Origin of the sequence: Mariniradius saccharolyticus AK6 (assembly GCF_000330725.2) — a bacterium.
Taxonomy (GTDB): Bacteria; Bacteroidota; Bacteroidia; order Cytophagales; family Cyclobacteriaceae; genus Mariniradius; species Mariniradius saccharolyticus.
The window spans coordinates 87,285-111,738 of the sequence record NZ_AMZY02000014.1 but is presented as its reverse complement, the minus strand read 5'-3'; the positions used below and the strand labels follow the sequence as shown (position 1 = coordinate 111,738).

At 47.9% G+C, this 24,454-nt stretch carries 25 protein-coding genes; 14 read left to right on the top strand and 11 right to left on the bottom strand.

Annotation, left to right across the window (positions count from 1 at the left end; translation table 11 throughout):
* Positions 1-240: 240 nt before the first annotated feature.
* The 7 genes from C943_RS14765 to C943_RS14735 all read left to right on the top strand — a co-directional run bounded on the left by C943_RS14765 (position 241) and on the right by C943_RS14735 (position 6,969).
* Positions 241-846 carry a DNA-3-methyladenine glycosylase family protein gene (locus C943_RS14765; protein ID WP_040480822.1) on the top strand — a complete coding sequence of 202 codons (606 nt, stop codon included), beginning with the start codon at positions 241-243 and terminating at the stop codon, positions 844-846.
* A 1-nt stretch (position 847) separates the two neighbouring features.
* Entirely contained in the window at positions 848-1,465 is a 618-nt protein-coding gene (locus tag C943_RS14760; RefSeq protein WP_008629306.1) for a TetR/AcrR family transcriptional regulator, read from the top strand.
* Positions 1,466-1,573: 108 nt separating this feature from the next.
* A complete protein-coding gene (locus C943_RS14755) occupies positions 1,574-2,086 on the top strand; it encodes a carboxymuconolactone decarboxylase family protein (protein WP_008629305.1) in 513 nt (170 codons plus the stop codon).
* A gap of 79 nt (positions 2,087-2,165) precedes the next feature.
* Positions 2,166-2,828 (top strand): DUF2461 domain-containing protein, encoded by a 663-nt coding sequence (locus C943_RS14750; RefSeq protein WP_008629304.1) that lies wholly within the window; start codon positions 2,166-2,168, stop codon positions 2,826-2,828.
* Positions 2,829-2,840: 12 nt separating this feature from the next.
* Positions 2,841-4,055: a DUF763 domain-containing protein gene (locus C943_RS14745; RefSeq protein WP_008629303.1), complete on the top strand. Its 1,215-nt coding sequence runs from the start codon at positions 2,841-2,843 to the stop codon at positions 4,053-4,055.
* 92 nt (positions 4,056-4,147) lie between these two features.
* Complete coding sequence (locus tag C943_RS14740) at positions 4,148-5,083, top strand: proline dehydrogenase family protein (RefSeq protein ID WP_008629302.1); 936 nt, start codon at positions 4,148-4,150, stop codon at positions 5,081-5,083.
* 233 nt (positions 5,084-5,316) lie between these two features.
* The gene (locus C943_RS14735) at positions 5,317-6,969 is read left to right on the top strand and encodes a Na/Pi cotransporter family protein (RefSeq protein WP_008629297.1); all 1,653 of its coding nucleotides are present in this window, start codon (positions 5,317-5,319) and stop codon (positions 6,967-6,969) included.
* Positions 6,970-7,067: 98 nt separating this feature from the next.
* Here C943_RS14735 and C943_RS14730 read toward each other — a convergent pair whose 3' ends face one another.
* Positions 7,068-7,895, bottom strand: coding sequence for a universal stress protein (locus C943_RS14730; RefSeq protein WP_008629295.1), 828 nt, complete (start codon positions 7,893-7,895; stop codon positions 7,068-7,070).
* A gap of 144 nt (positions 7,896-8,039) precedes the next feature.
* Between C943_RS14730 and C943_RS14725 the strand changes: the two genes are divergently transcribed.
* Both C943_RS14725 and C943_RS14720 read left to right on the top strand, forming a co-directional pair.
* Positions 8,040-8,804 carry an SDR family NAD(P)-dependent oxidoreductase gene (locus tag C943_RS14725; protein WP_008629293.1) on the top strand — a complete coding sequence of 255 codons (765 nt, stop codon included), beginning with the start codon at positions 8,040-8,042 and terminating at the stop codon, positions 8,802-8,804.
* Between the two features lie 113 nt (positions 8,805-8,917).
* Positions 8,918-9,571 (top strand): Crp/Fnr family transcriptional regulator, encoded by a 654-nt coding sequence (locus tag C943_RS14720; protein WP_008629291.1) that lies wholly within the window; start codon positions 8,918-8,920, stop codon positions 9,569-9,571.
* An 85-nt stretch (positions 9,572-9,656) separates the two neighbouring features.
* On the opposite strand, the gene C943_RS14715 is transcribed toward C943_RS14720, so the two are convergent.
* The 6 genes from C943_RS14715 to C943_RS14690 form a co-directional block, all read right to left on the bottom strand.
* On the bottom strand, positions 9,657-10,274 hold the full coding sequence (locus tag C943_RS14715; RefSeq protein ID WP_008629289.1) for a carbonic anhydrase: 618 nt from the start codon (positions 10,272-10,274) through the stop codon (positions 9,657-9,659).
* Entirely contained in the window at positions 10,274-12,025 is a 1,752-nt protein-coding gene (locus tag C943_RS14710) for a SulP family inorganic anion transporter (RefSeq protein WP_008629288.1), read from the bottom strand. Before C943_RS14710 ends, C943_RS14715 begins: the two co-directional genes overlap by 1 nt.
* A gap of 231 nt (positions 12,026-12,256) precedes the next feature.
* Positions 12,257-15,235: a TonB-dependent receptor gene (locus C943_RS14705; RefSeq protein ID WP_008629286.1), complete on the bottom strand. Its 2,979-nt coding sequence runs from the start codon at positions 15,233-15,235 to the stop codon at positions 12,257-12,259.
* 288 nt (positions 15,236-15,523) lie between these two features.
* Positions 15,524-15,868 (bottom strand): gliding motility protein GldC, encoded by a 345-nt coding sequence (gene gldC, locus C943_RS14700; protein WP_008629285.1) that lies wholly within the window; start codon positions 15,866-15,868, stop codon positions 15,524-15,526.
* Positions 15,869-15,964: 96 nt separating this feature from the next.
* Positions 15,965-16,171, bottom strand: coding sequence for a helix-turn-helix domain-containing protein (locus C943_RS14695; RefSeq protein ID WP_008629283.1), 207 nt, complete (start codon positions 16,169-16,171; stop codon positions 15,965-15,967).
* Between the two features lie 3 nt (positions 16,172-16,174).
* On the bottom strand, positions 16,175-16,723 hold the full coding sequence (locus tag C943_RS14690; protein ID WP_008629282.1) for a DUF2975 domain-containing protein: 549 nt from the start codon (positions 16,721-16,723) through the stop codon (positions 16,175-16,177).
* Between the two features lie 208 nt (positions 16,724-16,931).
* Between C943_RS14690 and C943_RS14685 the strand changes: the two genes are divergently transcribed.
* Positions 16,932-17,987 carry a PA0069 family radical SAM protein gene (locus tag C943_RS14685; protein ID WP_008629280.1) on the top strand — a complete coding sequence of 352 codons (1,056 nt, stop codon included), beginning with the start codon at positions 16,932-16,934 and terminating at the stop codon, positions 17,985-17,987.
* A 197-nt stretch (positions 17,988-18,184) separates the two neighbouring features.
* On the opposite strand, the gene C943_RS14680 is transcribed toward C943_RS14685, so the two are convergent.
* The 3 genes from C943_RS14680 to C943_RS14670 are packed head-to-tail and all read right to left on the bottom strand — an operon-like array spanning position 18,185 to position 20,104.
* The gene (locus C943_RS14680) at positions 18,185-18,667 is read right to left on the bottom strand and encodes a hypothetical protein (protein WP_040480820.1); all 483 of its coding nucleotides are present in this window, start codon (positions 18,665-18,667) and stop codon (positions 18,185-18,187) included.
* A 43-nt stretch (positions 18,668-18,710) separates the two neighbouring features.
* The gene (locus tag C943_RS14675) at positions 18,711-19,472 is read right to left on the bottom strand and encodes a hypothetical protein (RefSeq protein ID WP_157198562.1); all 762 of its coding nucleotides are present in this window, start codon (positions 19,470-19,472) and stop codon (positions 18,711-18,713) included.
* Positions 19,406-20,104: a TVP38/TMEM64 family protein gene (locus C943_RS14670; protein ID WP_040480816.1), complete on the bottom strand. Its 699-nt coding sequence runs from the start codon at positions 20,102-20,104 to the stop codon at positions 19,406-19,408. The genes C943_RS14675 and C943_RS14670 overlap by 67 nt, the downstream gene beginning before the upstream one ends.
* A gap of 71 nt (positions 20,105-20,175) precedes the next feature.
* Between C943_RS14670 and C943_RS14665 the strand changes: the two genes are divergently transcribed.
* Positions 20,176-21,321 (top strand): cystathionine gamma-synthase, encoded by a 1,146-nt coding sequence (locus tag C943_RS14665; RefSeq protein ID WP_008629274.1) that lies wholly within the window; start codon positions 20,176-20,178, stop codon positions 21,319-21,321.
* Between the two features lie 115 nt (positions 21,322-21,436).
* The gene (locus C943_RS14660; protein ID WP_008629273.1) at positions 21,437-22,159 is read left to right on the top strand and encodes an SDR family oxidoreductase; all 723 of its coding nucleotides are present in this window, start codon (positions 21,437-21,439) and stop codon (positions 22,157-22,159) included.
* 152 nt (positions 22,160-22,311) lie between these two features.
* Here the strand turns inward: C943_RS14660 and C943_RS14655 are convergent, their stop codons facing one another.
* A complete protein-coding gene (locus C943_RS14655) occupies positions 22,312-23,082 on the bottom strand; it encodes an SDR family NAD(P)-dependent oxidoreductase (RefSeq protein WP_008629272.1) in 771 nt (256 codons plus the stop codon).
* A 166-nt stretch (positions 23,083-23,248) separates the two neighbouring features.
* On the opposite strand from C943_RS14655, the gene C943_RS14650 reads away from it, so the two are divergent.
* Positions 23,249-23,854 carry a uracil-DNA glycosylase family protein gene (locus tag C943_RS14650; RefSeq protein ID WP_051069616.1) on the top strand — a complete coding sequence of 202 codons (606 nt, stop codon included), beginning with the start codon at positions 23,249-23,251 and terminating at the stop codon, positions 23,852-23,854.
* The gene (locus C943_RS14645) at positions 23,851-24,375 is read left to right on the top strand and encodes a GNAT family N-acetyltransferase (RefSeq protein WP_008629269.1); all 525 of its coding nucleotides are present in this window, start codon (positions 23,851-23,853) and stop codon (positions 24,373-24,375) included. The genes C943_RS14650 and C943_RS14645 overlap by 4 nt, the downstream gene beginning before the upstream one ends.
* Positions 24,376-24,454: the final 79 nt, after the last annotated feature.

Sequence of the window (24,454 nt, the reverse complement as noted above, 5' to 3'; positions counted from 1 at the left end):
TGGTGTGTTGGGCATCGGTTGAATGAATGTTTGATGACACCAAATTGGAGCCTTGTACCTTTAAGGGAAAAAAAAGGAAAGTGAAGCTGATGAAAAGGGATTCAAAGCGTGGTAATTTGCCCTTGAGGCGTTTGGGTGGTTTCGGGGATTTTACACTTGCAAGGGGTACCCGCGGAATTTTCGTTTGCCTTTTCGCTTGCGCATTGCTTTTGGGTGCACCTGCTAATATTTTACAGAAAGATGAACCTCGAAAAACTGGATTTATTGGCCAAATCGGATCCGATTCTTGAAAAAATCATTTCGGAGATTCCCGCGCCGGAGGTGGTATCCACCCACAATGTGTTTCACGATTTGATGAGCTGCGTGATCGAGCAGCAGATCCACTACAGAAGCACCAAAGGGATCTTTCGAAAGCTGTTGGACAAAGCCAGGCTCTCCGAACTGAATCTGGAAAACTTTGCCCATTTCGAAGAACACGCACTCCAAGACGTCAAGCTCTCGATGAACAAGCAGGAGACCATCAGCGATATCCTGGAATTTTGGAGCAGGAATCAAGTTGATTGGGAACGCCTGGATGAGATCGAAGTCAAAAAGGAACTATCTTCGATCAAAGGAATCGGGAAATGGACCATCGATATGATTTTGCTGTACACGCTCCGCGGCCCCGATATCTTTCCCGTGGACGATTATCACCTGAAGCAAATTATGGTTTCGCTTTACGGCCTCGATCCGCAAGTGGGATTGAAGTCGCGTATGATCGAAATTTCAACCACTTGGCAAAACCACAAGTCCCTGGCTGTGCTTTATTTGCCGGCTTGGAAAGCCCACCATCGAAACCGAGGATGAAATGAAAAGAGCAAGAAATGACCAGGCCAAGGGTGACCGCAAGCAGGACATCCTGAATTGCGCCGAAGAGCTTATCCAAGAAAGCGGATTGGAAAACCTGAGCATTGCGCAAGTCGCCAAAAAAGCAGGTTTGGCCGTGGGTACGATTTATCTCTATTTCCCCAAAAAAGAGGATATCATCGCGCATTTGACGATCAAGTCTAGGGAGATCCTTTTACGGAAATTTGTAGAGAGTGGCGCATCGACGGCGGACGCTTTGGAAAAAGTCAGTCTGATGCTCTGGGCTTACCTCAACTTCTACAAAGAGCATCCATTTTACCACCAACTGGTCTCCTTTTACGAAACCAATGCCGGATTGGAGGAGCCTGAGGAACTCCTCGTGGCGAGTAGGAAAATCACCGGATATGTGATAGAGGTCATCCAATCCGGAAAAGCCCAAGGAAACATCCATCCGGATATCGATGAATCGGAGTTTTCATTCCTGCTTTGGGCTTCTGCTGTGGGCGTGATCCAGCTCATTGATGTAAAGTCCAGCATCATCCAAACTCAGCTCCATAAAGGTACCGATGCATTTTTTTCGTCTTTTATTGATCTGATTATCAGGTCACTGAAAAAATAATTACAAAATTTCTTCTGAGTGTAAAACATAAATGAACCACGTTCAGTTATTGATTCACTGCGGCTAAACCGTCGTGTACAATCCAAATCAATAAACACACAAACATTTATGGAACTGAAAGAAGTTACTCTATTTGAGACCGCCGCGAAGTATGGAATTTTCTCCATTGGCAGGCGAAATCCAAAAGTATTCGATGCATTTCTCAACCTGGCCCATGAGGTCATGCATCCTGAGAGTGCCTTCACCCCACTCACCCGCGAGCTTCTAGGAGCGTATGTTTCCAAGCAATTTGGCTGCTCCTTCTGCCATTTGGGGCATTTGGAGACCGCTTATGCGATCGGAGGTGAAGAAGTGAAAAGTCTGGTGGACTATCCATCTGAGGAATTGAAACCGCTTTTTGCCTTGGCTGACAAGGTAGTGGCCAACTCCGTGACCGAGGAAGACATCCTTTCCTTTTTGAGCTTGGGCTACACCGAAAAGCACTACGAAGATGTGGTTTTTGTTTGTGCGCTCTTTGGCTTTGCCAACCGCATGGTTACTGGCTTTGGGATCGAATATGATGCCAAGCGGGATGAGGCATCCTCCCGATTTTTGGCCAAAGGCTACCGCATGAAAAATTGATGTTTCACCTAGGGTCTCCTTTCGCTGGATACTTACACCCAAAGGGAGGAGACCAAACTTTCTCTAAAAAATAATGACCATGTTCACCTCCAATTACATATCCTTCTTTAGCCAACTGAGCGAAAACAACAACACCGATTGGTTCAACGCCCACAAAAAAGATTTTGAAAAGGACGTCAAAAAGCCTTTCGAAGCCTTTATCTCCAAATTGATTTTTGAGATGAATGCCTTGACGCCCGAGATCACCATTTCTCCTTCAGAAGCGATCTTCCGAATCAACAAGGACATCCGATTCAGTGCGGACAAATCCCCTTACAAGACAGAAATGTCTGCGGTGATTTCCAAAAAAGGGAAGAAAAGCAATCCTTGTCCGGGCCTTTACCTCAGCATTGGGGCAGAGGAAGTGATCGTTGCTGCCGGGTTGAAAATGCTGGAGAAAGAGGAACTTCTTGAGGTACGTCACCACCTTGCCCAAAATTCCGAGCAGTTGGAGCAAATCATCCAAGACCCCAAATTCAATAATGCCTTTGGAGAAATTCAGGGGGACAAAATCAAAAGGATTCCGGAAGAGTTTAAAGAAGCGGCAGCCCATCAACCCTTGTTGTACCATACCTCGTTTTTGGCGATGACAAAACTTCCGGCCACTGAAATCACCAAGCCCGACTTTGTTGAACAAATCATGGGTTTGTACCAACTTACCCTGCCTTTTGCGAAATTTCTAAGCGAGCCTCTCGAAGGCTAAAATCCCATTCCAATGAAACGCTCCGGCACGGCTGACCTGAAACTTATGGGAGGAAGTATTCCCACTTGGTTATTTGATCGAATGACCCGGCTGAGTCTACCCATCGTGGAGACGATCTTGATGGAGTATGGGAAAAAGGAATTCCTCAGGCGGATTTCCGACCCTTTCTGGTTTCAGAGTTTCGGGGCCGTGATCGGCATGGATTGGAATTCCTCCGGTGTCACCACAGCCGTGATGAGTGCCTTGAAGAAATCCCTTAATCCCCATGCAAAGGAATTGGGAATTTATGTGTGTGGAGGGAAAGGCAAAGATTCCCTTCAAACCCCTGCTGAACTCGTCCGGGTAGGCGATCAAACCGGATTGGATGGACAGGAGCTTGCCCGGTATAGCCGACTCTCGGCAAAAGTGGACAGCACGGCGATTCAGGATGGATTTCAGGTCTACATGCACTATTTCCTCGTCAGCGATGAAGCGGATTGGTCGGTCATCCAACAAGGCATGAAGCCTGAAGACGGTAGGGCCCGCAGGTACCATTGGAACTCCAGCAGCTTGCAGTCTTTTGTGGAGGAACCGCACACGGCGATTTGCGGGGATCATCAGGGAGAGATTTTGAATTTGGTGGACAGGCAAGCCAAGCCTACCCAAACAGCCATGATCAGCATTTCCCAAGAACATCCTGCCAAAATCCTCGCAGAAATTCCCCACATGAAGTTGCCTAATTACTACGCCGTCAAGGATGCGGACGTGGATTTGAAGCGCTTGGGCTCTATCCTTTGGCTGGCGCAAGAGTCACAAACCCAAACGTTTGAAGAATTACTCCAACTCAAAGGGCTTGGGCCACGGACACTCCAATCCTTGGCTTTGGTCAGTGAAGTGATCCACGGCAGGCCTTCCCGGTTCAGCGATCCGGCAAGATTTTCATTTGCCCACGGAAGCAAGGGTGGAAAGCCTTTTCCCGTACCGACTAAGGTGTATGATGAGACGATTTCCACGCTTCGCAATGCCGTGGAAAAAGCGAAAATCTCCGCTACCGACCAGCAGCAGGCCATCAAGAAACTGAGCGAGCTGGCACAGGCGGCAGAACAGAATTTTACGCCCAATACCGGAGTCCAGGAACTGATCCAAAAAGAAAATGAAGATTCCTGGAAATATGGAGGAAGGACGATTTTTGGATTTTCTTCCAAGAATGACCAAAATGGTGCCATTGGGAATCCCGAGAAAAAATAGCGTTTTCGATATTTTCAAAGACCAATACCAAAGCATTGAAATCAAAATACAGGAATTAAATTCACGGGCTCCAAACGAAATCCACGCGAACCATGGATCACGAACTTCTAAAACTCGGCTCAGAAGCCCTCAAAAAAGCCGCCCTCAACGAAGAGGCGAAAGCCTTTATTCTCAGCAATCCGGCCCTATTTCAGCTTTTCAAAAAAGCAGCCAACCGGTACATCGGCGGAGAAACGCTCGAAGAGACCATCCACGCTATCCAGCGGATCAACCGATCCGGATATCGGGTGACCACGGACTTTATGGGAGAGAGCATCCGAAATGAAAAGGACGCAAGGGAAGCCACTACGGAATTCCTCGCCTTCGCAGCAGCCATCCAATCCCACCGACTCAATTCCTCCATTTCCTTGGACCTTTCCCATATCGGTATGCTTGTATCCCGGGAATTGGCGATGGAAAACCTGGACCTCCTCTGCCGTGCAGCTGCAAAATCAAATCAAGAAGTGATCATCAGCATGGAGGGAACCGACCGAACCGATGCGATTCTGGACATTTACAAGGAAACGCTCAAGACGCACCCCAACCTTGGAATCACGATTCAGGCCTATCTCCACCGCACCTCCGATGACTTCAAGGAAATCCTCCAACTACCCGGAAGTATCCGCTTGGTCAAAGGCGCCTACGACACACCCAGCGGTCTTTCCATTCCACGGGGAAAGGAATTGGATGAACGATACCTCAACTATGTCGACCAGCTTTTGGCCAATGACCATCCCTGTGCCATCGCTTCGCACGATGAAAAAATCCATCAGGAAACGGTAAAGTTGATTCACCAGCATCAGCCCCAAAACTATGTGCTGGAGCGACTGCTTGGGATCTGCAATGAGGCATTCGAAGCCTACAAAGAAGCCGGACATCCCTGCCGCATCTATGTGGTCTACGGCAAAGAGTGGTATCTGTACCTGTGCAACCGCTGGGCGGAGTACCCCTTGAACCTCTTTCGTGGATTGGCTGATATTTTGGGATGATTCCATGCTGTTTGTTGAATTCATGTAGACGTGCAGCTTGGCGTATGCTTTTGCAGCAAACTCACCTTCTTCGACTTTATTGTGTCCTGAGGAAGCATTGCGGAGAATGTTGGGTCAGCCCTTAACTCCTTCTTTTCCTTCCACCCAGTACCGCAAAAAGGCGATTGATTGTCTATCTAGATCGCCCATTTTTCGCCCCTTGTGGTTATATTTGGTAAGGCTGTACAATCGTCATGGATCAGGAAAGTTTTGATTTCTGGAAATTTCTGGCTGGTACCGGAATGTTTATGTGGGGCATGCATCAGCTGGAAAGTGCCATTCGGGAAATGGCCGGCAAGGCTTTCCGAAACGGCATGCAGCGCTTCACAAGCAATACACTCAGTGCCGTATTGTTCGGAGCGCTTGTGACGGCCGTTTTGCAAAGCAGTTCCTTGGTCACCTTGATGGTGTTGGCTTTTTTGGGTGCGGGTGTGCTCAGTTTGCGAAATGCCATTGGCGTGATGCTTGGCGCAAACCTCGGGACGACGATGACCTCATGGATCGTAGCGACTCTTGGGTTCAAGATGAGCGTGGAGTCCATATCGACGCCGTTTTTGGGGATCGGGATTCTCCTGTACCTGTTTTTCGAATCCCGTATCAAATTGCGGAACATAGGCTTGTTGCTGCTGGGATTTGGGTTGATGTTTCTTGGTTTGGACTTTATGAAGACTTCCATCGAACAGATCGCCTACCAGTTGGATTTACAGAAAATCGCGGCATTCGGGAATTTTGCTTTTTTGGTTGTGGGCATTGTGGTTACGGCCTTGATCCAATCGAGTTCGGCGATGGTGGTCATTATCCTGAGCGCCATGAGTGCGGGCATGATTGGTCTGCATCAAGGTGCCATCCTCATCATCGGCGCCAATATCGGGACGACTGTCACCGTCGGCATCGGTGCTTTGGGCGGAACCGCAGACAAGAAAAGACTGGCCCTTTCGCATTTTGTTTTCAATGTGGCAACCGGACTTTTGGTATTTTTCTTTGTGGATGAGTTGGTGGATTTCAGCATGCGGGCCTTCTCGGTCGAGGATCCGCTGATTGAATTGGTGATGTTCAATACCCTGTTCAATCTGTTGGGAATTGTGGTTTTCTTTCCATTTGTACCCCAATATGAGAATTGGCTCAAAAAGTGGTTTGCCGAATCGGAGCCAAAAGGCTTCACCCAGTTTATCAAGAATGTAAGCCCCAAGGTGCCCGATGTTGCGCTCAATGCATTGGAAAAGGAGATCCAGTTGGTGTTTGACAGGACGCTCAACTTCATCATCAACGTATGGGATGGGGGAGATGCATCACAGGATGGGATGTCGATTTGGAGAAAAATCCTTTACAAACCTGTTAACTTGATGGATGAATACCACCAAATCAAGTCATTGGAGGACGAAATCACCAAATACCAGATCGCCCTGCAGGAGGAGAGTCTCAGTGTAGAGGATTCCACAAAACTTACCGCATTGCAGTTGGCGCTGCGGACGCTGGTCTATTCTGCCAAGGATATCAAGGATGTGATGCACAATATCCGTGACATGGAGGATGAGGAGGATCGCGCAGTCATTGCGGTTCATGGCAAGCTTCGCAACTATACCATGGATTTTCTGGATGTTTTGGAAGACTACATGAAGCTGGAGAAGGTCCCGGAAAAGGCCCCCGATTGGATTGGGGAAAATGCCAAGCAATATAAGGTTTGGATGGCGGACCTGTACCAGGAACTGAAAGTCCAACCGATCGAATATCCGATTTCTACCCTCAACAATGTCATCAAGCAGGTCGTTTCGGGATTGGACAATCTTTGTAGTGCTGTCATCCACTGGAAGCACCTGAAAAAGGACGTGATTGATATCGGCAGATAAAATTTTCTTGCAGGCTTATTAAAATGGAGGAAAGAAGAAAGCCTCCAGGTATGGTTCTGGAGGCTGGGTAATTTGGGTTTATATTGATTGAAAAAAGCCTAGTCGATTTTCACGCTCAAGACCGGTAGGTCGGTTTTGAACAGTACCGTATCCGTCACGCCTACTTGGTAGTAAGCCGAGCCTTTGCGGTTGCCGGAAGCAATGGCTATGAAGCCCATTTTTCTGGATTTTGCAAATTCTACGATGCCGTTTTCGGTTTCGGGATAGTTGAATACATGGTGGTGTATCACGAGGTCTTCATTGCCTTTGGCGTAGGCATGCATGGTAGATTCCGCTGTGATGCTATCCACGAAATTGGACGGCGTATTGACCATCAGGAAATGCACCGATGATTTGAAGTTTTTAAGAATCTGCTTGATTTTGGCAAAAGCGGGTTTTGAGCTTTCGTTGAACAGGGAGGCGAATACGACTTTCCTCAGGTCGTTGCCACTCATGACCTGTTTGACTGCCAATACGGGACAGTTTGCGTTTCTGAGGATAAACTGCAGGTTTGAGCCCAAGACCTTGCCTTCTTGGTAGTCTTTTCCGTAGGCACCGATGACGATGAGGTCAGCTTTCATGCTGTCGGCGGCATCGAGTATCACTTGCCTGGGAACGCCAATTTCTACGTCAGCTTCCACCGTCACGGCATGCATTCTGTGCCCTGCAAGGAATTCTTTCATTTTTTCCTTCGCCTCTGTTTCCAAATCGAGTATGTCTTGGTGGTGGGCTTTTTGTTCCTTGGAAAGGAATTTCCAGTCCAGCAAGGTGCTGACGACGTTGATGCAGGTGACTTTGCTTTTGGTTTTTTCGGCAAGCTTAAGCGCCGTCAGAAAAGCATTTTCCGAAAACGAAGAGAAGTCAATGGGGACAATGATCCGTTTCATGGCTATCGGGGTTTTGATTTACAAAAGTGAATTTCTGTATTTCTTTTTCCTTTTAACATGATGAAAATCATCTACTTCTATGATTGTTTTCTTTCCAAAAATCTGGTTGTTGGGGTAAATTCGGTCATCAATAAATCTTGAGCCATGACACTGAAAGGGAAGTATGCGATCATCACCGGCGGGGCCGGGGGGATTGGTAAAGCAACCGCAAAAAGGTTTTTGGAGGAGCAGGCAGCGGGGATCCTGCTGGTGGATTTGAATTCCGAAGGGCTGCAGCAGGCGAAAAAGGATTTGGGCTCCGATAAAGTCCATGTTTATCCCGCTGATGTGAGCAAGACCGAGGAGGTGAAGGCTTATTGTGATAAGGCTAAGGAGCTTTTTGGCAGCATGGATATCGTCTTTCTGAATGCGGGATATGAAGGCGTGGTGAAGCCGTTGACCGAGTATCCCGAAGAGATTTACGACAAAGTATTGGCGATCAACACCAAGGGTGTATGGCTTGGTTTGAAGTATTCATTTCCTTATCTCCAGCAGTCGGGAGGCGGTTCGGTGATCATCACCTCTTCTGTCGCAGGACTTCAGGGCACCGCCCAGATGATGGCCTACACGACTAGCAAGCATGCAGTCATCGGAACGATGCGCGTGGCTGCCTTGGAAGGGGCACCGTTCAACATCCGGGTCAATACCATCCATCCTTCCCCTGTTGATAACCGCATGATGCGGTCTTTGGAAGAAGGTTTCGCACCGGGTGCCGGCGCCGAAGTCAAAAAGGGATTTGAAAAGATGATCCCCTTGGGCAGGTATGCCGTCAACGAGGATATCGCCAACTTGGCCACCTTTCTGGCCTCGGATCAAAGCAGTTTCATCACTGGATCGACATATGTGATCGACGGTGGTTTTGGTACATAGATTAATAGGGTTACTGATGTGGAAAAAGGCAGGCTCAGCGGGCTTGCCTTTTTTTTTGTGAGCAATGTCACTAAATTGAACTCCGGCTCAAGATATTTTTGGCAACTATGGCAATGGATATAGAAGAACTCAAACAGAAACTCCCCAACATCACAGACCCGGGACTTTTGCAGGCATTGTTGAACCACGGTAAAATCATGGATCTACAGCCCGGGAAGGTCATTACCGAACCTGGGCAATTTGTCAAAATGGTGCCGATCGTATTGGAAGGCTCCATCAAAATCCTTCGGATGGATGAGGACGGAAAAGAGCTTTTCCTGTATTTTCTCGAGCCTGGCGAGACTTGTGCCATGTCTTTGACCTGTTGTACGGCCTCCCGTCCTTCCGAAATAAAAGCGGTTACCGAGGAGCGCACCCAACTACTCGCCGTGCCGATAGAAAAGCACGAAGAGTGGTCCGACCAGTACAAGCAATGGAAGGATTTTGTAGCGATAACCTATCAGACTCGATTCCATGAAATGCTCGTGGCTTTGGATGCCGTAGCGTTCAAAAGAATGGACGAAAGGCTGATGCGCTTTATCGTTACAAAGATGAAGCAGCACAAGACCAACGAGCTCCATACCACCCATCAGGAGATTGCCAATGAACTCGGGACCTCTAGGGAAGTCATCTCAAGATTGCTCAAACAACTGGAGAAGAAGAAATGGATCGAATTGGGTAGAAACGTCATTTATGTGCGTGACGATTTTGAGGAGTTGATTTCCTGAGGTCTTTCGATTTCAAGCATATCGAAAAAAAATGCCCGGGCATTTGGTGTCCGGGCTGGGGAATATGATCACGGTATTGATTTCACTAAGCTATACTTGGGGTAATGTTGTATTTTTTCTTCAGGTCGTGGACGAGTCCGGTGGAGAAGTCAAATACCCAAGCGTGTAGCAGGATTTTGTTTCCATTGGCCAGGGCATTTTTGTACACAGAAGTTTGCTTGATGTTGGCGATCTGTTCCAAAACATTGAGTTCTACGAGTTTGTTGAGCCGCTCATCGGTATCCGCGATCGCGTCGAGTTCGGACTGATGGTGGCGGATGACATCCTTGATATTGGCCAGCCAATTGTCGATAAGGCCATTGTTGTTGTTTTCGTAAGCCGCGCGGATGCCGCCACAGCCGTAGTGGCCATAAACGATGATATCCTTGACGCCGAGACTCTCCACGGCATATTGCATCACTGATAGGAAATTGAGGTCCGTGTGGGAGACCACATTGGCAATATTGCGGTGAATGAAAAGCTCGCCCAAATTCGTCCCGAGGACCATAGAAGGGGAGACGCGGCTGTCCGAGCAGCCCAGCAATAGCGCACTGGGTTGTTGTCCCGATGTCAGTTGGTCAAAGTAGGTTTTGTCTTTGGCGAGGACATCAGCCACCCAATGGCGGTTGTTTTCCAAATATTCGTTGATATCTGTGCGGCACATTACTTTGGATTGGTTTGGGTGGCATAGGTTGAATATTTTCCCAAGGCATCTTCGTCGATGACATGGTCATAGGCTGATAGGGCCGAAATGTCGTCGATGAATATGTGGTCTGGTCCGACAAATTCCAGCAAAGACCAACGGCTGAGTACGTCTCGGACGGGACCCTTGATGCTGGTCATGCTGACGTCGATTCCCGTTTTTCGCCAGTAAGTGATCCATTCGTTGAGTTCATGGGCACCGGTACTGTCTATGTTGGTGACGCTCTCCATGTTGAAGACCAGCATTTTGGTCTTGCCGTTTTTCTCCTCCAACCAATGGTCGATGCGGTCTTTGATGAATTCCACGTTGGCAAAGTAAATTGGGCCGTCGATCCTGACCATGAGCAGGTCTTCGCGGATTTCCAGGTTTTTGAATCTGCTGACGTTCCGGAAGATATTGGTGCCCGGCACCCTGCCCAATTGGGCGATATGTGGCCTTGAGGCTTTGTAGATTACCACCAAAAGTGAGAGTACCATACCGGAAATGATTCCCGTTTCGATTCCCAGGGTGAGGGTAATCAAGAAGGTGGCTATCAACATTCCGAAATCGGCCTTGTCCTTGTGCCAGAGATGTACGGGTTCCTTGAAATCAATCAAGCCCGACACGGCCACGAGCACTACCGCTGCCAAGATCGCACTTGGTAGATTGTAGAACAACCCGGTGAAGAAAAGTAAGGTCAACACGATCAAAAGTGCACTGATGATCGAAGCCAAGGTGGTACGTGCCCCGGCGTTGTCGTTGACGGCAGTTCGGGAAAATCCTCCCGTAACAGGGTATCCTCCAAAGTGGGCAGCCCCAAAGTTGGCAACGCCCAAGCCGATGAGCTCCTGATTGGGATCAAGTCGATAGTTTTTATGTTTGGCTTGGATGGTTTTTGCGACAGCAAAGCTTTCGGCAAATCCAACCAGCGAAATGGTCAATGCTATTGGGATCAATGTCTTCCAACTTTCCAAATCGAATGAGGGGGAGGTCAACGATGGGAGGCCTCCGGGTACGTCACCGACGATTTTTACCCCTTGTTCCGTGAGGTTAAAACCCGTTACAAGGGCGATTCCTACGATCACAGCAGCGAGCGGCGCTGGGAAGCTTTTATGGATTTTCTTGCCGTATTTGATGATGATGATCCCGATCACACCAATACCAAACGTGATCCAATGGATGTCCCCGATGTTTTGAAAAATGGCCAGAATCATTTCCTGCACGTGTTCTGAGTTAGGCAGGTTGATGCGCAGTAGGTGCTTCACCTGGCTCAATCCGATGATGATCGCAGCCGCGGAGGTGAAGCCATTGATGACAGGGTGGGAGAGGAAGTTCACGACAAAGCCCAATCGGAACAGGCCCATCCCAAACTGGATCAATCCTACCAGAAAGGCCAATGTGAGTGCGTAGAGCAGGTATTGCTCGGGCGATGCAGGATTTAAGCTGGCGATTCCTGCTGCGGTCAGCAAGGATACCATTGCCACTGGCCCGACGGCCAATTGTCTGGAGGTTCCGAAAATGGCATACAGCAACAAGGGCACAGTCACTGCATACAGGCCGTGGATGGGTTCGAGACCTGCGAGCATGGCATAGGCCATGCCTTGGGGAATCAGCATGATGCCAACTGTCAGCCCGGCCGATATGTCACCTTGAAGATCTGACTTCTTGTAGTTGGGAAGCCATTCCGTGATGGGGAGATATGCTTTTAGCTTTTTTGTCAAAGCGGTATTCATTGGTTGAGATCAATTAAGTTACAAAAATCCCGGCACATACCTTTAAGTACCGGAATTGCTGACAAAATTCAGGAAAAATGCGCTCAGGCATTGTGACGAATGTTACCCAATAACCTTCCTACTTTTCAACCCAATAACCCAATAACTTTCCAACCTTTCAACCTTCCAACATACAAAACAAAAAAAGCCACCCCTAACGGAGCGGCTTTTTTGGCATAATTGGTGAAAAGGTTAATTCATGAATTGATCAAAAGTGATCGAAACAAAATACATGGTTCCGACGGTTGGGTTACCCCAAGCTTGACGGTAGCCACTGTTGAAAAGGTTGTTGCCACCCACTTTGATGATGGATTTGATGGAGCGGACTTTGTAGGATACCTGTGCATCGAAGATGCTGAAAGCTGGCATCACGGATAGTCCCGCGGTAGACACAGCTGGGCCTACGAAGGAAGACTGCCATACAAACTCATCCTGCCATCTCCAAGATACGCCGAAGCCAAAGTTTCTGGTCAACTGCCTATTGGCAAAGTTGAGGACGGTTCTGTATTCAGGCGTGTTGAAAGAAGGCTGGAATCCGTCGAGTTCGTCGATGTTGTCGAGTTTGTTGAATGAAACGTTACCGCCGATGGTGTAGCCTTTTGGCAACTGGTAGTCAAGACCCAATGCCCAACCATAGGACTTGATGGTTTCAGGTCTATTGACCGGCATGGAGAATACGTTTCTTGTGTTCGCACTCAGCAGGTTGAGGCCAAGTGAAGATGCAGGGTTTTGTGGGTTTGGATTTCTGTCCTGGATCAAAACCTGACCCCCGATGAAGTTCTCGAACCTGTTGTAGTAGTAGTAACCGTCGATCAAGAGCTTGTTGTTGGCCAACAAGGACTTGTAGCCAATTTCGTAGGATCGCACGATTTCAGGCTTGAATTCGGTTTGCTGGAATTCCACGCGTTTGTCTTGGTTATTCTGGGCAGCCCGTACAGGCAATACCTGTGAAAACAGAGCCATTACGGCCGGATCGTTGGGAGGGGTACCGGGAGGGAAAAGTGCGAGAACTTCAGCCATTACGGCAGCCTGATTTTGTGGGTTCGCGGCCCAGGTCTGCACTCCAGCACCGAAGTTTTGCACGGTTGCTAAAGAGTAAACTGGATTACTTCCGAAGTTGTACCTATCGCGGAAAAACGGAAGACCACCAATCAATCTTGCCTGAGGCGTAATTAAATCGATGAATTGGTCTTGGGTGGTTGGGATACGGAAGCCGGTCTGGTAGGAAGCGCGGAAGTTGTGCTGACCTGCGGTATACACGGCCGATACCCTTGGAGACCACTGTCCAGCAAAGTTCTCGTTTTTGTCATAGCGTACAGAAGCGGTCAGCTTCAGGTTGTCGTTGATCAACCTTTTGGAACCTTGCGCATAGCCACCGTATTCGCGGATATTGAATTCGTTGCCGTCATCGTCCACTGCAAACAGTGTTTTTTCTGAGTTGAGTTGGAAGATACGGTAGTTGGCACCTACCACGAAATCAGCCCATTTGATGTCCTTAAACGTATAGGAGCCTTCGAAGTGGTACAGATTGGTTTTGTCCACAAACTTAGAGCCTATTTGCCTTGGTGGAGTCAGGAATTGGCCTGGGATAGGTCTGCCCGTCGTTGCGGCCAAGGCTTGTTGGAATTCAGGTGTACCTGGAACCAATCGGCCTGTATCAGCGACACCGCGTGCGACACCATGCGCCTGTGCGTCTTGGGCGCCTTGGAGTTTAGCTTGAACAAAGGCTCCGACATATTCACCGTACCATTGCTCACTTGCTTTCCAAGTCTCGTTGATCCCGTTGGCAGCGATACCAACAGCGAATGCGTCACCGGAACGCTCTTGGGTAGTATAGGCTCTCAGGAACCAATTGGAACCTCTCAATTCTGCCTTGTATTGACCCATGCTGAAATTAGCAATGGAATACCTATCGGCACCCGTATAGACAGTAGTACCAAATCCTTGGCTTCCTTGGAGGATGGCCTCTGTCTTGTCTGTGATTCTCCAGTGAAGGGCAGCGTTTAACTTGAGTGATTTGGTGCCATAGTCGGCCAAATCACGCTCATTATAACCAGTCCGAGATACCAGTACGTTTTGTGGAATCAAACCTAATGCTGCTGCAGGAAGAAGGCCAGCATTTACCAATGATCGACCTACTGACTGCATGTCCGTAGCAGATTCGTCACCGTAGACGTTGACACCATTGTAGCCAGGGTTATTGGTGCGGGTTCCGCCTTCGATTGAAGAGCCGTTTAGGAGAGATTGGTCCCTAAAGTCGTTTGCTTGCCAGTCATCTGCGCGGAGGTAGTTGACGTTGACTTTCAAGGCTACACGGTCACTGAATGCGGTCGCATATCTGGCGGCGAAGTCATAGAAACCGGTGGTTGGATTGGGGATTCTCGATCCTTCGTCCATGATACCTGTTTTGATTTGGGCTGAGAAGCCTTGGTATTGGAATGGATTCTTGCTGTTCATCAGGAGGATACCGTTGATGGCATTTGGCCCGTAGAGCGCAGATGCAGCACCTGGCAGCAGCTCCAAGCTTTCGAGATCCAATTCGGAAATACCCACGATGTTTCCGACCGAGAAGTTCAAGCCTGGCGCTTGGTTGTCCATTCCGTCGATCATTTGCACGGTCCGGACGTTACCGTTGGCGTTAAAGCCCCTTGTATTGAATGATTTGAAAGTGAGCGATTGGGTGCTCATTTCCACACCTTTCAGGTTGATCAAGCCGTCATAGAAGCTGGCCTGTGGAGCCTCGCGGATGGAGATGATATCCATTTTTTCGACGGTAACGGGAGATTGGAGGACCGATTCCTCTACGCGGGAAGCAGATACGACAATTTCCTGTCCTAAGATTGAGGCCTCGTCAAGGGTAACGTTGAGTCCGCTGACATTTTCCTCGGTGATCTCCACTTCCTTGCTGGAAAATCCTACCATGGAGAAAATCAGGGTCATCGGCGGTGCCTGGTTGACGCGTAGGGTAAATTTACCGTTGAGATCGGTAATCGTGCCCACTACTTTTCCTTTTACCACGATGTTGACACCAACGAGCGTTTCTTTCGTCCCCCCTTCGGTTACGGTACCCGAAACGGTTGTCGTTTGGGCATAAACCGCGGTGGTACTGAGGGAAACTACGACGAGCATGATCGTGATCACGCGCCATACATTTTCAGTAAATTTTTGCATAAGGTATATTGGGTTAATTGTTAGAATTAAGCTTTTTGTACAATTCCAATCGTTGAATTGGGGGAAATTTAGATTAAAATACTAATTATCAATACCAATGGCAAAAAAATATTTTTCTTGGAAAATCAGCCTCAATCTGCCCATTATTGAAACAGGCTCATTCTCAAGGGAAAATCTGCGGTCAATGGTTGCTTGAAAAATTGAAAAATGCCAGGTCTTGGTAAAATCCTATGAAAAATGGGATTGAGTGGCAAAAAACAATAAACCCCGCCGAAGCGGGGTTGGGGCTTATTTCTGTGCGTTTTTGGTCTCTTCGTTGAGGTGTTTGACCATGCGGTCGCAAAGGTCCTTCATTTCCTCTGACATGTACTCGTCGCCGGTGCTGTTAAGGATGGTCTGCGCCATGCCGCCGATGATGTCGATATAGAATCGCTTCATCTCCACCACGGACATGTCGTCGGTCCAAAGGTCAATCCTCAGCGTGCTTTGGTTGAGATTGTCCCAAACATTGAGGCTGATGCTTTTGGAGTTTTCCATGCCGTCCTCTTCTTTGTCGGAAGCGTCCCATTGTATGTTTTTTGGAAGATTTTTATCATCCAATTCGATTACAAACTTGATTTCTGATTTTTTCATTTCGACTGATTTGGCTTCAAAGATATCTCAAAACCCATTGCAGGGCTTAAAGATTCCCATGATTTTGGAGATTTTTCCAAAGACCGACAAGCCCACTCAATCCTCCTTGTATTCCAAAATGTCTCCCGGTTGACAGTCCAAAGCCTTGCAGATCGATTCCAAGGTGCTGAATCGGATGGCTTTGGCTTTGCCTGTCTTCAGGATCGAGAGATTGGAAAGTGTGATGTCCACCTTCTCCGACAGCTCGTTCAGCGACATTTTTCGCTTGGCCATCATGACGTCCAGATTAACGATGATCGACATGGCTCAGATGGTTAGTTCGTTTTCGGATTGGATTTCCAAGCCTCTTTTGAAGACTTTGGAGATGGCATAGATGATGATGCCCATCAGGATGTATTCGAACGCACCCCCGGTGAAGCTTCCCAAATCAGGAAGTTCAAATCCACGTTTTGCAAGCCATGTGATGTAGGCACCGTTGAAGATGATCACGACCGCGATCTGGATGGAGATTTGACTGATCTGGGAGATCAGTTCGGAAACCTGCTCGCTGAACGGGTGCATCAGGTTGATTTTGAGAAATATCCTGATCATCAGGAAAAACATGTAAGCCTTCAGTGCATTTGTGTACACGATGATCGACAGTACGCCTGAGTAATGCCATTTGTCCTGCGCCATCAGTGCAGAGAGGTCAAGGCCTTGGTAGAGGTTATGCGCAGCGATTGGCCTAAAGAGACTGTAGACAAAATTGAACAAGATGGCTCCTGTCTCTATACAGAGACCGATAAATACTGACCAAATCACGACCGTGATCAACATGAGTCCGGGTTGTGTTTCCCATTTTTTCTTCCATTCCATAGTGATATGTTTTTTGATTGCTCAAATATCAACAAGTATTTATTGAAAAACAATAAATAATTATTAAAAAATATTAAACCTGAAAAAAAGTGGGTTCGATACTGGATAGAGGTCGCGAAGGCAATTGTCTGATTAATAGGTTTTTGGGTTTTGGAATTTGACACGGATGCTGTAGTATAGAAAAACTGGTTTTGACACGATTTCAGACATGGAAGAGGGATATTTTAAGGGAAGAGGTTCGCAGATACAGACGGGCAACCGGTTTTTGGAAAACCGCGTCGTGACGGAACATGTGGAGGGTCTGGATGAACCGCTGATCGTGTCGCCCAAAACCGAGGTACGCATCGAGCATCCCAAGACCGTCGTCAATCCCGTAAAAAGCCCCGATATCGGGCTGAGTTTTTCACTCAATCCCTACCAAGGCTGCGAGCATGGCTGCATCTACTGCTACGCGCGGAATAGCCACGAATACTATGGCTACACGGCTGGGCTGGATTTTGAGACCAAGCTGATGGCCAAGCCCACGGCACCGCAATTGTTGGAAAAGCAGTTGCTGAGCCCAAGTTGGCGGCCCGCACCGATTTCCCTCTCGGGGAACACCGACTGCTATCAGCCTTTGGAAAAGGAGATGGGCATCACCCGGGGACTGCTCAAGGTCTTTTGGAAGTACCGTCATGCTGTGGGAATGATCACCAAAAACAGCCTGATTCTTCGGGATTTGGATATTTTGCAGGATTTGGCCAGGGAGAACTTGGTCCATGTCTACATCTCGGTCACGACTTTGGATGAAAACCTCCGCAGGAAAATGGAACCCCGCACTGCAAGCGCGGACAAACGCCTCAAAACCATAGAAGCCCTTTCGCAAGCAGGGATACCTGTCGCCGTGATGAATGCGCCCATTATTCCCGGGCTAAACCACCACGAAATCCCCGCTGTGCTAAAGGCTGCCGCCGACCATGGTGCCCTGACTGCCGGCATGACCGTGGTAAGGCTTAACGGCAGCATCCGTGAGATTTTTGAGGATTGGCTGCGCAAAAACTTTCCGGACCGTTTCCAAAAGGTGATGAACCAGATATCCGAGCTGCATGGTGGGGATGTCAAGGATTCCCAATTTGGCAGGAGGATGAAAGGGGAGGGCGTTCTGGCGGATATGATCCAGCAACTTTTCCGGCATGCGAGAAAGACCCATTTCGCCGACCGTGGGATGCCCCCATTTGACCTGACGAAGTTTCGGAAAGGGGGGAATTATGGTTTGGGGATTTGATGATGCTCCATTTGCGGGGAGTTTCCCTGGTAGCGTAAAGCGTGAATAATCACGAGAGTTTCAAATATGATTGAAACTTTGTTCGATTTATCGGAGAGTTTCAGTTATGATTAAATGCGCTATCTGAAAACAAGACTTCATTCATTGGCGATTAAATCCTGGTCCTTTAAAAGGTAAGCAACCAGCCATCCAAAATGTCAAATTCCATTTGCGAACAAATGGCATTCCTTGGTTTCCTTGTTGATCCAAAACCTCCAATAGCAATCACCACCATCGTCTACTTCATGAATAAGATTTTTCCAATCAAATGGTACCGATTCAAATTCACCAGAACACGACTCTCTAAAGTCTTCATGAAAACGACAAGAGCCGATAATCCAACACTGTTTATTCCCGGTTGTATCCACGTAAGCGACATATTGACGATAGTAGTTTGGGAGATTTTTTGGGGTAAGTATAATGGTGTAGTCATTTTGTTTTTTACTCACGGCCTTTTTCAGTGATTTTTCAAGTCTTTTTAAATCACGAAACCTTAACTCCAAGTGCTTTTCAAAATCTGGATACAGTTGTTTCCTCTCATCAACAGAAGGCTGAATCTGGGTTACCCGCGAAAAAATAATATCAGGAGCGCAAGAAAACGCAATGACTATAAAAATACACAAATAGAACGTCTTTTTCATATGTATCTCGTATAAAATCATTCAATACAGGTGGTTTATCGAATCAGTACATCCACAAGTTGAAAGCGTCTTCCACCACATATCCATTTTCGATCTTTTTTAAAATCGCGACATAGCCGATTCCGCCAATCGGTTTATGGCGGTGGGTTACATACACTAGGGACCAATTTTTAGAATAAACAACATTCGAAAACTCCATGAAACCTAAACCTTCAGGATAAATCTTGTAGAAGGTATTCCAAGCAGCATCGTTTTTGTTGGCATCATTTGAATTGAATAAAATTTCGATTTTATCCCTCTTGACGACAGACAAGCCGGGTAATGTATTGTACCCCTCCACGTCAAGTGATTCACCTCCATGAATGGATTTACATAGTTTAATAATTAAGAATAGCATCTCTTCCGTCTTCAGGAGTGATGGTTTTTTCATATTCTTACCTATTTGGTCTAAACGGTTGAGCGAAAGACATAGCCCATTTACCGCAAGTTCCCGGCTCTTGTTGGTCAATCCGTTTAACATCACGATAGAGTTTGGCAACTTCTCAGTTTCGGAGAATTTTTCAAGTCGGTTTTGTATCACTGTTTGGATGATATCGGAATTCGGTCTTGACTGAGAAAATCCAAACAATGGGAGTAGAAGTAATAGCAAAAGTGCCTTTTTCATTGGCGGTAAATCAGGTTGAATAATTATAAAAATAGGAGATTTTGCTGAACCAAGGAAAAAATGCCCCGCCAAATTTATTTCTTCACGACCACCCTCCAAATCCCCCATACACTCACCAGCAAAAGCCCCAAAAAAATCCATCCCTTTCCAGAAATGCCTTCTTGTTCGATGGCGGCATAGAGGTCTTTGGCCAAGGTGCCGGACCAAAACACCAGCAAAGTCCGGGGAAGCATGCCCAAGCTTCCAAAAACAAGCAGCTTTCTCCAGCCAGTATCCAAGAGTGCAAAAAACAAGTTGGAAACGGCAAAAGGCAAAATGGGACTCAGCCTGCCGAAAAACACCAATTCGCTCATTTTTTCCTGCTTTTCCAGAAGCTGGTGGGCCTTTGGATACTTTGACAACAGGACATCCAAGCTGTTGCCGCCGAGTTTTCCGCCCCAAGCATAGCCAAGCAATGCCGCCAAGTTGTAGGCTGCAAAGAGCCATCCAAACGCTTCCCAACCAAACAAAAACCCCGAAACCGCTGCAAAGAAAGTCGTCGGCAACAGCGCCAAACCCATCGCTAAAATTCCCACAAGCAGGTAGGCCAATTGAAAGCCAAAGGAATGAAATTCAAGTTGCTGAAGTGCCGTGGGGTTTTTGGCTAATACGGACAAGCTCAGCAGGGTACCGACTGAGGGCATCACCGCTACCCAAGCCAAGGCAACTGCCAGCATGGGATGCATTCGGAAGCTCGCTTGGAGTTCCTTGAAAAAGCCTGCCTTTTTTTCCATCTTTGGGCACCTGAAGCGCAAAGGAAACCAAAACTTCGGAATTAAACCCAAAGATATTGACTGACAGATTTATGAAATTCGGAACCAAAGCCATCCACGCCGGCGTCGAGCCGGACCCAAGTACGGGGGCCATCATGACGCCCATTTTCCAGACTTCCACCTACGTGCAAGCCTCTCCGGGCGTCCACAAGGGCTATGAATACGCAAGAACCCAAAACCCAACAAGGGATGCGCTGCAGAAGAACCTCGCCGCCCTCGAAAACGGTAAGTATGGACTTTGCTTTTCGTCCGGACTCGGTGCCATCGACGCTGTCATCAAGTTGTTGAAGCCCGGCGATGAAGTCATCAGCACCAACGACCTCTACGGCGGCACTTACCGGATTTTCACCAAGGTTTTTGAAAAATACGGGATCAAGTTCCATTTCATTCCCATGGAAAATCCGGCCTCTATGGCCGATTACATCAATGCCAACACGAAGCTGATTTGGGCAGAGACTCCGACAAACCCGATGATGAACATCGTGGACATCGCCGAGATTGCCAAGATTGCGAAGCAGCACGGGGTGCTTTTTGCGGTGGACAATACCTTTGCCACGCCATTTCTCCAAAATCCACTAGACCTGGGCGCAGATATCGTCATGCACTCCGTGACCAAATACCTCGGCGGACATTCAGATACGGTAATGGGCGCGTTGATTGTCAACGATGAAGCGCTAGCACAGCAACTGGCATTTATCCAAAATGCCTGTGGTGCAGTGCCCGGACCTCAGGACTGCTTTTTGGTGCTGCGGGGTATCAAGACCTTGCACTTGAGAATGGAGCGTCATTGCCAAAACGGAGCCTCGATTGCCCATTTTCTCCGCAATCATCCCAAGGTGGAGAAGGTCTATTGGCCGGGATTTGAAGACCACCCCAACCATGCCGTCGCCAAGAAGCAGATGCGTGGATTTGGCGGGATGATTTCCTTTGTTATCAAAGGCTACAAACTCGAAGACGCGCTCAAAGTGATGGAAAACCTGCACTACTTCTCGTTGGCCGAGTCCCTTGGTGGCGTTGAGTCGCTTTGTGGCCATCCGGCAACCATGACCCATGCGAGCATTCCCAAGGCTGAAAGGGAAAAAGTGGGCTTGGTGGATTCCCTGATCCGTCTCAGTGTCGGTATTGAGGATGTGGATGATTTGAAGGAAGATTTGAAAAAGGCTTTGGCACTTGTTTAAGGGTCAAGAAAGCAATTGAAACCGCCATGGGGTCTCTTCCATGGCGGTATTTTTTTGTCCCGGGTGAACCTAGCCTTGGATGGAGAGGTTAAGTATTTGGAACCAAAAAACACCCATGAATATGAGACAAAACTTGGAAAACAAAACTGCCCTGATCACCGGCGGCAGCAAGGGTATCGGCTACGGTATCGCTGCGGCATTGGTCGCCGAAGGCATGCATGTGGCCATCACGGGTCGATCTAAAAAAAGCGTACAGGAAGCCGCCGAACAGCTGAATAAAATCGGGAAGGGTAAGGCCATCGGCATCGAGGCGGATGTGCGTTCGTTCGACTCCCAGGTGGCGGCTGTGGCGGCAGTGATGGAAAAATGGGGAAAGTTGGATCTTTTGGTAGCCAATGCAGGGGTAGGATTCTTTGCCCCGATAGACCAGTTGACTTTGGCACAGTGGCAGGAAACCATCGATACCAACCTGACAGGTGTGTTTTTCAGTCTTAAGGCGGGACTCGACGCACTAAAAGAATCCAAGGGCTTTTTCATCACAATTTCTTCCTTGGCGGGTACCAACTTCTTTGCCAACGGCTCGGCATACAATGCGAGCAAGTTTGGTGTGACGGGATTTACCCAAGCCGCGATGCTCGACCTGCGGCAGCATGGCATCCGGGCGACGACCATCATGCCAGGTTCGGTTGCGACCTATTTCAACAACCATCAACCCACCGAGAAAGATGCCTGGAAGATCCAAATCGAAGATATCGGCCAAATCGTGGTTGACCTGATGCAGATGCATCCCCGTACGCTACCCAGCAAAATTGAAGTCAGACCGAGCAATCCCGCTTGATCTTTTTTCAATCCAGTCTTTCAAGGGTTTGAAACCTTTGAAAGGCTGGATTGGATATTCCTTGAAGCTAATTCCGCAAAGTAAGTTCTAAGAAAGGCTTGATTCCCAAAAAGCCGCCTGCATTGGTTACATATACTTTTGCAGTGTGAATTTTAGTTGAGTTCCTTTTTGGCGATTTTTGTCATCAGTGGCGTCTCAATCCAAACCGGCAGTACCTTGATCAAAAACCAAGTCACCGGATTGAGAATGATTTCGGCTTTTCTTCTGAGGAGTTTGTCCACACATTTTTTCGCCACAAATTCGGGTGTCTGCATCAGGAACCCTCCAAAAAACCCCTTTTTTGTCCTTTTTTTTACATCACCATTCGTACTGATGGGGCCGGGAGTTACTACACTCACAAATACATTGGTCCCTTTCAGTTCTTCGTTGAGTCCACGTGAAAATGAATAAATGAACGATTTGGATGCTGGATAGACTGTCTTGAATCCGATCGGAAGGTAGGCGGCCAGGCTTGCAATGTTCAAAATAAAGCCTTTTGGTTGTTTCAAGAGGTTCGGCAAAAGCTGATGGGTAAGGACCGAGGTGGTTACGATATTCAGCTTAAGGATTTTATTGATGTAATCTACCGGGGCGTCGAGGATCTTTTTTGTCCCTCCCTTTCCGACGTTGTTGATCAATATGTACACGTTGTAATGCAGGTTCACCCATTCTGCGAGATCGACGACATTTTCATATACTGACAAATCCGTCTCATAGGCAATACTGTCGACCTTGTATTTTTTCTTCAGTTTCTCACAAAGTGCCCCCAATTCCTTGTTTGGGCTGCCGACCAGGATGGTATTGATTTTTCTTTTTGAAAGCTCGATCGCAAAGGCTTTTCCCAAGCCTTTTCTCGCTCCCGTGACCAGCGCATATTGGGTCATAGTCGTTTGTTTGGGTGAAGCATCGATGACAGTAGTAAATTACAATCTTTTTGTTGTTAAAAGACGCATCTAAAATATTTGACAGTGAATTTTCGGGACAATAGAGGCAATACCTCATTTGGAAGCGTAGAATTGTGGCTAAATTCGAAGTATACTCTGCGTTGCAATGACAGTGACTTCTTTTCAACATCCCTTGATAAATGAGGTAAAAGCCTGTCGGATTTGTGCCGGATTTTTGCCACTCGGTCCAAAGCCTGTGTTCGTGGTGCATCCTGAAGCAAAAATCCTGGTGGTAGGCCAGGCACCGGGCACCAAGGTCCATGCGACGGGAATTCCTTGGAATGACCCAAGCGGCGACCAACTGCGGAGATGGCTTGGCGTGGATCGGGATACGTTTTACGATCCAAGTATTTTCGGAATTGTGCCGATGGGTTTCTGCTATCCCGGCAAGGGAAAGGGAGGCGACCTGCCGCCGCGACCGGAATGTGCGCCGACTTGGCACGCGAAGCTATTGGAGCTGATGCCCAATCTACAATTGACACTCCTGATTGGTCAGTATGCCCAAAAGTACTATTTGGGAAATGTGCGCAAAGGAAGCCTCACGGAGACGGTGAGGGCATTTGAGAGCTATTTGCCAAGGTTTATTCCCTTGGTCCATCCGTCGCCGAGGAACAAGCGTTGGCAGAAAAACAATCCTTGGTTTGAGGAAAAAGTGGTCCCGATCCTACAATTTGAGGTCGGGAAAATCCTTCAATCTGTTCATGAACCATGATGAATCCAAATTTCCCCATAACAACCCCACGGCTGCAAATCCGACCAGTAATCGAATCAGATGCGGAATTTGTCCTTGCGCTCCATTTAAGTCCAGGTTGGCTGGCGTACATTGGAGATAGGGGCGTCCGTGATTTGGAGACCGCGAAAAGGTACATCCAGGATGGACCTTTGCGCAGCTATGCACAACATGGTTTTGGGCTTTGGGTGGTTGTGTTGGAAAAAACGGGAAATCCCATCGGGCTTTGTGGACTTTTGAAGCGGGATTACTTGGATGCCCCGGATTTGGGATTTGCCTTTTTGCCTGAGTTTCAAAAAATGGGCTATGGATTTGAGGCTGCTTCGGCGGTTTTGGGTTATGCCGAGCGGGAATTGGGTCTGGAGAGGATTTTGGCTACGACCTTGCCCCACAATATTGCCTCGATTCAACTGCTCGAGAAGCTGGGATTCCGGTTTCGAAGCAATCTGAAGTTGGAAAAGGAAGCGAGCGAATTGAAGCTTTATGAAAAATCGGAGGGCTAAGGATTGAGCAATCCGGTGTCATTTTCGGCTTTCACGGCATAGAGTTTTGGGCTAGTGCCGAATTTCGCCGCAAGAAGTA

Bases quoted from the DNA above. Each gene is read 5' to 3' on its own strand.
- C943_RS14710 (WP_008629288.1), bottom strand. From the start codon at position 12,025: ATGAATACCGCTTTGACAAAAAAGCTAAAAGCATATCTCCCCATCACG.
- C943_RS14745 (WP_008629303.1), top strand. From the start codon at position 2,841: ATGAAACGCTCCGGCACGGCTGACCTGAAACTTATGGGAGGAAGTATT.
- C943_RS14755 (WP_008629305.1), top strand. From the start codon at position 1,574: ATGGAACTGAAAGAAGTTACTCTATTTGAGACCGCCGCGAAGTATGGA.
- gldC (WP_008629285.1), bottom strand. From the start codon at position 15,868: ATGAAAAAATCAGAAATCAAGTTTGTAATCGAATTGGATGATAAAAAT.
- C943_RS14735 (WP_008629297.1), top strand. From the start codon at position 5,317: ATGGATCAGGAAAGTTTTGATTTCTGGAAATTTCTGGCTGGTACCGGA.
- C943_RS14665 (WP_008629274.1), top strand. From the start codon at position 20,176: ATGAAATTCGGAACCAAAGCCATCCACGCCGGCGTCGAGCCGGACCCA.
- C943_RS14650 (WP_051069616.1), top strand. From the start codon at position 23,249: ATGACAGTGACTTCTTTTCAACATCCCTTGATAAATGAGGTAAAAGCC.
- C943_RS14685 (WP_008629280.1), top strand. From the start codon at position 16,932: ATGGAAGAGGGATATTTTAAGGGAAGAGGTTCGCAGATACAGACGGGC.
- C943_RS14670 (WP_040480816.1), bottom strand. From the start codon at position 20,104: ATGGAAAAAAAGGCAGGCTTTTTCAAGGAACTCCAAGCGAGCTTCCGA.
- C943_RS14765 (WP_040480822.1), top strand. From the start codon at position 241: ATGAACCTCGAAAAACTGGATTTATTGGCCAAATCGGATCCGATTCTT.
- C943_RS14680 (WP_040480820.1), bottom strand. From the start codon at position 18,667: ATGAAAAAGACGTTCTATTTGTGTATTTTTATAGTCATTGCGTTTTCT.
- C943_RS14645 (WP_008629269.1), top strand. From the start codon at position 23,851: ATGATGAATCCAAATTTCCCCATAACAACCCCACGGCTGCAAATCCGA.
- C943_RS14655 (WP_008629272.1), bottom strand. From the start codon at position 23,082: ATGACCCAATATGCGCTGGTCACGGGAGCGAGAAAAGGCTTGGGAAAA.
- C943_RS14695 (WP_008629283.1), bottom strand. From the start codon at position 16,171: ATGTCGATCATCGTTAATCTGGACGTCATGATGGCCAAGCGAAAAATG.
- C943_RS14690 (WP_008629282.1), bottom strand. From the start codon at position 16,723: ATGGAATGGAAGAAAAAATGGGAAACACAACCCGGACTCATGTTGATC.
- C943_RS14720 (WP_008629291.1), top strand. From the start codon at position 8,918: ATGGATATAGAAGAACTCAAACAGAAACTCCCCAACATCACAGACCCG.
- C943_RS14725 (WP_008629293.1), top strand. From the start codon at position 8,040: ATGACACTGAAAGGGAAGTATGCGATCATCACCGGCGGGGCCGGGGGG.
- C943_RS14760 (WP_008629306.1), top strand. From the start codon at position 848: ATGAAAAGAGCAAGAAATGACCAGGCCAAGGGTGACCGCAAGCAGGAC.
- C943_RS14715 (WP_008629289.1), bottom strand. From the start codon at position 10,274: ATGTGCCGCACAGATATCAACGAATATTTGGAAAACAACCGCCATTGG.
- C943_RS14705 (WP_008629286.1), bottom strand. From the start codon at position 15,235: ATGCAAAAATTTACTGAAAATGTATGGCGCGTGATCACGATCATGCTC.
- C943_RS14675 (WP_157198562.1), bottom strand. From the start codon at position 19,472: ATGGATTTTTTTGGGGCTTTTGCTGGTGAGTGTATGGGGGATTTGGAG.
- C943_RS14740 (WP_008629302.1), top strand. From the start codon at position 4,148: ATGGATCACGAACTTCTAAAACTCGGCTCAGAAGCCCTCAAAAAAGCC.
- C943_RS14660 (WP_008629273.1), top strand. From the start codon at position 21,437: ATGAATATGAGACAAAACTTGGAAAACAAAACTGCCCTGATCACCGGC.
- C943_RS14750 (WP_008629304.1), top strand. From the start codon at position 2,166: ATGTTCACCTCCAATTACATATCCTTCTTTAGCCAACTGAGCGAAAAC.
- C943_RS14730 (WP_008629295.1), bottom strand. From the start codon at position 7,895: ATGAAACGGATCATTGTCCCCATTGACTTCTCTTCGTTTTCGGAAAAT.